Raw genomic sequence first — 6,656 nt, 5'->3', positions numbered from 1 at the left:
TCCTGCTGGCAGAAGATCGCCACGTTACCCGCCGATCCGGCCGCCGCAATTTCGCGCTGCACAATGGCCGCCACCTGGCTGAAATCAAGCTCAGGGCGCAGGCTCTCCGTCATGACGCCATCAACCTGATAAACCTGTGCCACCCGACTGCTCAGTAACGGATGCGGCGTTTCGCTGCGGTGAATAATCAACACCAGGCGACTCTGCTGCTGTAAATGGTCCAGCACCCCTTCTGAGGCGAAATGCAGATAGGACTGAGAGAGTAAAATCACGGTTTTTTTCATATGAGATGGCCCTTTTCGGTATAAGCGACATTCATGCGATATAGCAGGCGGCTGTTATGACGATTACGGCTCGGTTCGATGCCATAACCGCGATGCAGGGTGAGCAAATTGTCCCAGATGACCAGGTCGCCGGGACGATAGTGATGCTGATAAAACTGCGCGTGTTCGATAACGAAATCTTCCAGTTCATTCAGCAGCGGCAGTGACCTTTCCGGCGTCACGCCTTCGAAGCGTAACGCTGTTCCGGCGACGGCAAACAGCGACTGCTGGCCGGTACGCGGGTGCGTCTGCATCAGGTGATGTAGCACCGGCGCCAGCGTTGATTGCTGTCCGCGCGTCAGGCGCTGCGTCGGCTGCTGCGGATCGCCCAGCGCGCGGCGATTGCCAAACCGGTGATGCACCTGAATCGCTTCCAGCGGCTGCCCGCAGGCCTGCTCCAGTTTCTGGCATAAGGGCTGGTTTTTACGCAGCGCCTCCAGCGCATCCACCATGTCGATAAATTGCGTATGGCCGCCACAGACCGGTTCGCGCAGCGACAGCAGCGAGGTGGCAATGCCGATGTTGGGCTGATACGACATATCGGTATGCCAGTAAGCGCCACCGTCCAGCACGCCCTCAGGCTCGCCGTCGGGCGAAATAAAGTTAGAAATGCGGATAATGTCCGCGAAGCCCTCGACGGCGAAATTTTGTAATACGTGGCGCTGCGGGCTGCCCAGCGACAGCATAAGCTGATGATATTCGAAGACCGACAGCGCCTGGTTGCGCAGCACCAGTACCTTGCCCATATGCAACAGGGCGGCGAGATCGTGATTCGCCGCGCCGTCACGCGCCAGATCGTAATCGATCACTTCACAAACGAAATTCTCCAACAGCATTCTGCTTTTCATGGCCGTACTCCGTTTCAATCATTGTGTTGACCGATTTCGCGCCAGCCAGCGCGCCAGCGACGTAAAGCCCGGCGATCGCGGTGCGCCCGCGCCGGTTGGGAAGAAAACCCTGTTTATCTAACTGCAGCTGGCGAAAGCCGTTGGGTGGCAGATTGCCGGTGGTGCCGATAGCGGAAATAAACAGCGTGCCCGCTTTGGCGATCGGCAGCATTTTAGCCGTCGCGTCATCGCCGTTGCCGGGCAGCGCCTGCCAGCAGAGCCTGGCAATATGGATCTGGTTACGAGCTTCTTGCAGCCAGATATGTAAGCGTTCGCCATCGGCGTAAAGCGAGGAGTAAATATGAAAAGCCAGCGGCGCCATATTCTTATCGTTCTGGCTTTTCCAGATACGCTCGATAGTCAGCTGGCTGGGCGCGCGTAACGCAAAACGATCCTGCGTCTCCTGCGGAAAGATCCCCAGGTAGCTCTTGGCCAGAATGGTGGTCTCAATGCCGAGCGACGCCGCGCAGTCCGCCAGCTGGAAAGCGGTATTGCCGCCGCCTAAAATCACCACTCGCCGGTACTGCTTCAGCCGCGCATCGTTCTCGCGAAACAGGTTGTAGGCCTCGAAACAGGTAATGGGATCCATTAAAGAGAAGATGGCGGGCACCGGGCGCGCGCGAATGCCGGTAGCCAGCACCAGCCCATCCGCGTACAGGTGGCGCTCGCCGTTTGCAGTAGTGACGTGACAACGAAAGCGATCGTTTTCTTTAGTGAACCAGCTTACTTTGCCGCTGATTTTTTTGACCGGCAGGGCGTCAAGGGTGCGCCGGACATAATCGCTAAACTCGCTAGCGGCAGGCGCCAGCGCCGGTCGCTCCATGCAGCTGTCGAGCGTAATATCGCCACCCGTGAGCGTCAGTTCATGGCAGTAAGACTGAAGCCGACGTTCGCCCATAATTTCCATACAGCCGCCGAACTGCTCAGAAATCAGCGTCACCTCTTTACCCAACGCGCAGAGTCGCGCCGCCTCAATGGCGGCCGCAGGGCCGCCGCCCAGTACCATAAATGTTTTCATAAGCCCGTCCTTATAAAGAAGATGACAACAAACGCTGACATGCGGAATCGACAGCGCGATCGTTAACGGCAAAGGAGAACCGCAGCCAGCCGGTTGTGCGGCGGGAAAAGAAATCGTTTAGCGGCAGCGGCGCAATGCCCAGCCGTTGGGTAAGGAAACCGCCTGTTCCAGACTGTTGTGACCGGGCAGGCCAGGATGGCGCGCCATAATAAAATGCCCGCCGTCGGGCCGGATCAGGCTGAAGCCCGCCGACAGCAACGCATCTCCCAGCCGCAACGCGCGCTGATGGTAATGCTGAGTAGCCTGCTGTAACGCGGCGGCGTCAATTCTCTGCATCAGCGTTAACGCCGCGTGCTGTAACAGATCCGGCTGGCAGTTCGACATATGCTTATGCGCCAGGTGTGCGCGCGCCAGCGGCTGTGCGGCGCCCGCCAGCCAGCCAATGCGGGCACCGGTGGCGGCCAGGCTTTTCGATACCGAACCGGCCACCAGTACTTTCCGCTGCGCCAGCAAACGATCGGGCGGCGGCAGGGCGGTAAAATTAAAGTGACGATAAACATCATCGAACAGGATGGCGCAGCCGCTGGCATCCTGTAGCTGCCAGAGCGCCTCCCAGTCGTGGGCGGTAAATACCGCGCCGGAGGGATTATGGGGCGAGTTGATTAACAGGATGCTTTTAGCGCTGACGCGCTGGCGCATGGCCTCCCAGTCAATCACCAGCCGTTCGTTATCTTGCTGCATCGCCACCGGGACAAAAGTGAGATGCGCCAGCGTCGCCAGTCCTGGGTAATAGGAGTAAAACGGCTCCGCCACCACCATTTCGCGATAGCCTTCATCGGCCCAGGCGTAAAGCGCGGACAATAACGCCTCCGTACAGCCGGACACAATAATGGCATCGCTAAAGGCATCAGCATAAACGGCATGCAGCAGATATTTTATTAAGGGTGGCTTTCCCGCCGTGGGCATATATTGCCAACTGTGCGGGGACGCGTTTTTTATTGCCTCATTCCATTGGGCATCATAAATATTATCGGGTATTCCCTGCGAAAGATTTAAGGCGCAATATTGCTGGGCCAGGGTGGACATATACTGAAAAATACCTACCGAGGCGCTATTCTCTTCCATCATAAATAGACCCTGTAAAACACTGACACCAAAACAGTGTCAGCATTTGTGGTTGGTAAAATAATAAATCAGGCAGCTTTGCTGACAGCTAATTGATTCAGACCCTGCCAGAAATTATTGAGCGATGCTAAAACCTGGCGCGCGCCTTCAATAATCTCTTTTTTGGCGGTTTCATCTTTTGCTGCCGCCAGCATCGCATCCTGGATCCAGTCCACGTGATTGCACTCAATAAGAATATGCAGATAGAAGTAGTTGTAATCTTCATGCTGCCAGCCTTTATAGAGGCGGAAACCCTCATAAAGGTTAGCGATCATTGGAAAGCCGAACTCCTCAATCACATAATGCGCCCCCAGTGCAAAGCTGGGCGATTCCCGGAGGAAAAGGCGCTCCAGATCTTTCACCAGCGCATCAGCTTCGGGAATATATTTGACGTTGCGGTAGTCATCCAGCGTGACGCCGATACCCGCCAGCGCTTTTTCAAACATAATATAGTGCGCGTCGCCTTTGCCATCCCCTAATTCGGATACCACGGTGCGACAAATCTTTAAGCGAATAAGTTCATCATCCACGCGCGGCGCCAGGCCGGAAAGGATTTGCGGAAAGGTACGAATATAATAATAGTATTGCTGAAATATCTGTTTTACCGTGGCCAGCGGCAGCGCCTCTTGCTGAAAAGTTTTATAAAAACTGTTTTCGTTAATTCCCGATTCCTCGATCATTTCACGAATTTCTTCCACAAGACCTTTACCTGCATTAATTTGATGTAGCGACATATCTACTCCTCATTGACAGTTACGGTTTAACGGCTTTGTTCATTCGTAAATTACTGATAATCAATGACAGACTGACCACGCCAATTAAGGCGGGCACCCACTGGCTGTGCCATGGCGCAACCAGATATTCGGCAGCGAGGGCGATAACCGGCACCAGCGGCGTTAAAACCGAAACGCGCGGCGCCCCCAGTTCCAGAATGGCGTGTTGCAGGCAAAAGATCGGGATTACCACAAACAGCAGTGAAAGAAAGGTCAGCTGAAGCAACGCATGAATATCGGTGGTAACAATATCCACCAGCTGATGGCGCGCCAGCAGGCCGGTGACCAGCAGCAGAATAATAAAGCGGGTGGCCAGAATATTCATGGTGGTCGCCCCTTTAACATGTTTTAAGCCCGCCGACAGCCAAACGTAGACGCCGCCGGTGCTGCCAGCCACCGAGGCCAGCACCACGCCTTCGATAACCCGCCGGGAATCGGTATGGCTGCCGTCGGCATTAACGTAGAGACGCGCGGCGACCAGCGCGAAAATAGAAATCGCGATCAAAACCGGCCCTAAAACCTGCATCTGATTTTTCCTGGCGATCAGCAATCCGAGCAGCATCACCACCACCGGTATCCAGCCCTGATAGATAGCGGATTCTACCGAAGCCTCGATGCGTTGCAGCGCCATAAACATAAACAGCCAGCTGGTCAGCGTCAGAATATTCAGCCAAAAAATTTTGCCTTTATTTTCTTTCAGAAAAGTCAATGGTTGCTGTTTTTTGATGACCGCGAACAGCAGAAAAACAATCTGCGCGATAAGCAAAGTGAAAAAGGTTAGCGCAGAGCCACTAATTTTTGTGAAACTCATGGATACCCAGACTGCCGATAAAGAGGTAAACAGGCAGTAGAGCGTGATACACAGCCAGCCGGAGCCGGTTGATTTTCTATCAACAGGAAGAGAGACCATATTTAGCTCACGAAAATAGTTAAAAATTTATAATGTATGAATCATTAGTAATTCAGTGGGCATTACAAAAGCAACGGTTTTTTAGATGTAAAAGCTATATATAAAATGAGATGAGCGCGTTTGAATTATGAACTTATTTAGTGCGTTTGCCTTATTTTGGTGCAGGCATCGGCATCGGTGAAATAACTTAAAAAACACCTTCTGCGTATTATCTGAAAATTACCGCTATATCGACTTAAACAGGAAAAGGCGTTAATCCACTTTCTTGCGATATGTTTCAGGCTACCTGTGCTGTTAATTAGCCAGGATTTTCCTTATGTTTTGATCGTTGCTTCAGGCGGTGATAAAAAAATGAAATCAATTTTATCCAGTAGGGTGAGATAAGCCAGAGGGATTAAACGCGGCCTTTCCCTCAGCTTTATAACGCGTGATAAGTCAGTTTGCAGGCGGGATGACAAGGCGTCACAACGGTGTTTCCCATGAGGAAAAGCCTTGATTAGCGGGTCTAATGTCATATGGTGTAAAGATTTTTAAAAAATTAATCATTAACCGTCAGTTTTTGTGAGTTTTATCACAGATAACGCATTTAGTGGCGCTTAGTCCTTAAACCCTCTTTATCAAACCGATTCAGGCGTGTTAGAAAAAAGTTAAATTTATCCGCTTAGAATCTGGGACAGAACGTCATGAAAATATCTGTCATGGCAAAAACCAATATTAGCCATATCGCTATTATTGGCTGCGGTGCTTCAGCGGTTTTAATTCTGGAGTCCTTACGGGACACGGCGTTTTCAATTAAGAAAAAACTTAGCATTACTATTTTTGAACGTGATGAAAAAATGGCGCGCGGTATGGCATATCGTTCCGGCAGCGACCGGTTAATATTAAATACGCTGCCTGAAACCATGAGCGTAAGCGAACGTCAGCCGGATGATTTTGTAAAATGGCTCCGCTCGCGCGGCATTGTCGGTAAAGAGGGCATACCGCGAAAAATCTATGGCGATTATCTGGAGGAAAAACTTTCCTCCTGTATTGCCGCTCTGCAGCGCGATGGTCACAAAGTAACGGTATATAACACCAGCGTTGAAGCCGTAACGATTAATGAAAAACATAGCGTCATCTTTGCCGGGCAAAAAATGACGTTTGATGTCTGTATTCTGGCGACAGGCGGCGAACTGCGGGAGCCGGAAAATATTGCGCTTTCCGGCGCGCAAAAAATCTTGTCTATTTTTGATGAAGAACCCATCGCCAATATAAAGAAAGGCAGCAAAGTGGCCATTCTGGGGTCAGGGCAAAGTGCGATTGACGCCTGCATTTTAATGGAAAGTTTCGGCATTGAAGGTTATTACACGCTGGTTTCGCGGCGAGGCATCTTGCCGCGGGTAAAAAGTGAGCGCGCCGATCACTGCATGCAGCTAAGCGAAATGATCGCGGAAAAGAAAGCACGTCGCGATTTGGGTAATGACTCCAACTTACTGATAGTGTTTTATGTTCAGATAATGCCCGATGACCTTGTCATGCAGCTCCACCGATTTTGAGAACGACAGTGACTTCCGTCCCAGCCTTGCCAGATGTTGTCTCAGA

At 51.9% G+C, this 6,656-nt stretch carries 7 protein-coding genes and 1 pseudogene; 1 reads left to right on the top strand and 7 read right to left on the bottom strand.

Translation table 11 applies throughout. From position 1 onward, the window contains the following. From P3C52_RS20535 to P3C52_RS20510, 6 genes are all read right to left on the bottom strand, one after another. A partial coding sequence (locus P3C52_RS20535; RefSeq protein WP_275556716.1) for a hypothetical protein occupies positions 1 to 284 on the bottom strand: 284 nt, incomplete at its 3' end. After that, entirely contained in the window at positions 281 to 1,171 is an 891-nt protein-coding gene (locus tag P3C52_RS20530; protein WP_275556715.1) for a TauD/TfdA family dioxygenase, read from the bottom strand. The genes P3C52_RS20530 and P3C52_RS20535, both read right to left, overlap by 4 nt. Beyond that, the gene (locus tag P3C52_RS20525) at positions 1,134 to 2,228 is read right to left on the bottom strand and encodes an FAD-dependent oxidoreductase (protein WP_275556714.1); all 1,095 of its coding nucleotides are present in this window, start codon (positions 2,226 to 2,228) and stop codon (positions 1,134 to 1,136) included. Before P3C52_RS20525 ends, P3C52_RS20530 begins: the two co-directional genes overlap by 38 nt. A 117-nt stretch (positions 2,229 to 2,345) precedes the next feature. Beyond that, on the bottom strand, positions 2,346 to 3,356 hold the full coding sequence (locus P3C52_RS20520) for a pyridoxal phosphate-dependent aminotransferase (protein WP_275556713.1): 1,011 nt from the start codon (positions 3,354 to 3,356) through the stop codon (positions 2,346 to 2,348). Between the two features lie 65 nt (positions 3,357 to 3,421). After that, positions 3,422 to 4,126, bottom strand: coding sequence for an iron-containing redox enzyme family protein (locus P3C52_RS20515; protein WP_275556712.1), 705 nt, complete (start codon positions 4,124 to 4,126; stop codon positions 3,422 to 3,424). Between the two features lie 19 nt (positions 4,127 to 4,145). Further along, a complete protein-coding gene (locus P3C52_RS20510; RefSeq protein WP_275556711.1) occupies positions 4,146 to 5,075 on the bottom strand; it encodes an EamA family transporter in 930 nt (309 codons plus the stop codon). Positions 5,076 to 5,758: 683 nt separating this feature from the next. Here P3C52_RS20510 and P3C52_RS20505 point away from each other — a divergent pair. After that, a pseudogene (locus tag P3C52_RS20505) lies at positions 5,759 to 6,472 on the top strand (FAD/NAD(P)-binding protein); the annotation flags it as partial. 72 nt (positions 6,473 to 6,544) lie between these two features. Here P3C52_RS20505 and P3C52_RS20500 read toward each other — a convergent pair. Then, positions 6,545 to 6,656 (bottom strand): IS1 family transposase (locus P3C52_RS20500; protein ID WP_001691633.1); only part of this gene is annotated, 112 nt, incomplete at its 5' end.

It is taken from the genome of Mixta sp. Marseille-Q2659 (genome assembly GCF_940807255.1).
In the GTDB taxonomy this organism is placed as follows: domain Bacteria; phylum Pseudomonadota; class Gammaproteobacteria; order Enterobacterales; family Enterobacteriaceae; genus Mixta.
This window is presented reverse-complemented; position numbering and strand designations above follow the sequence as displayed.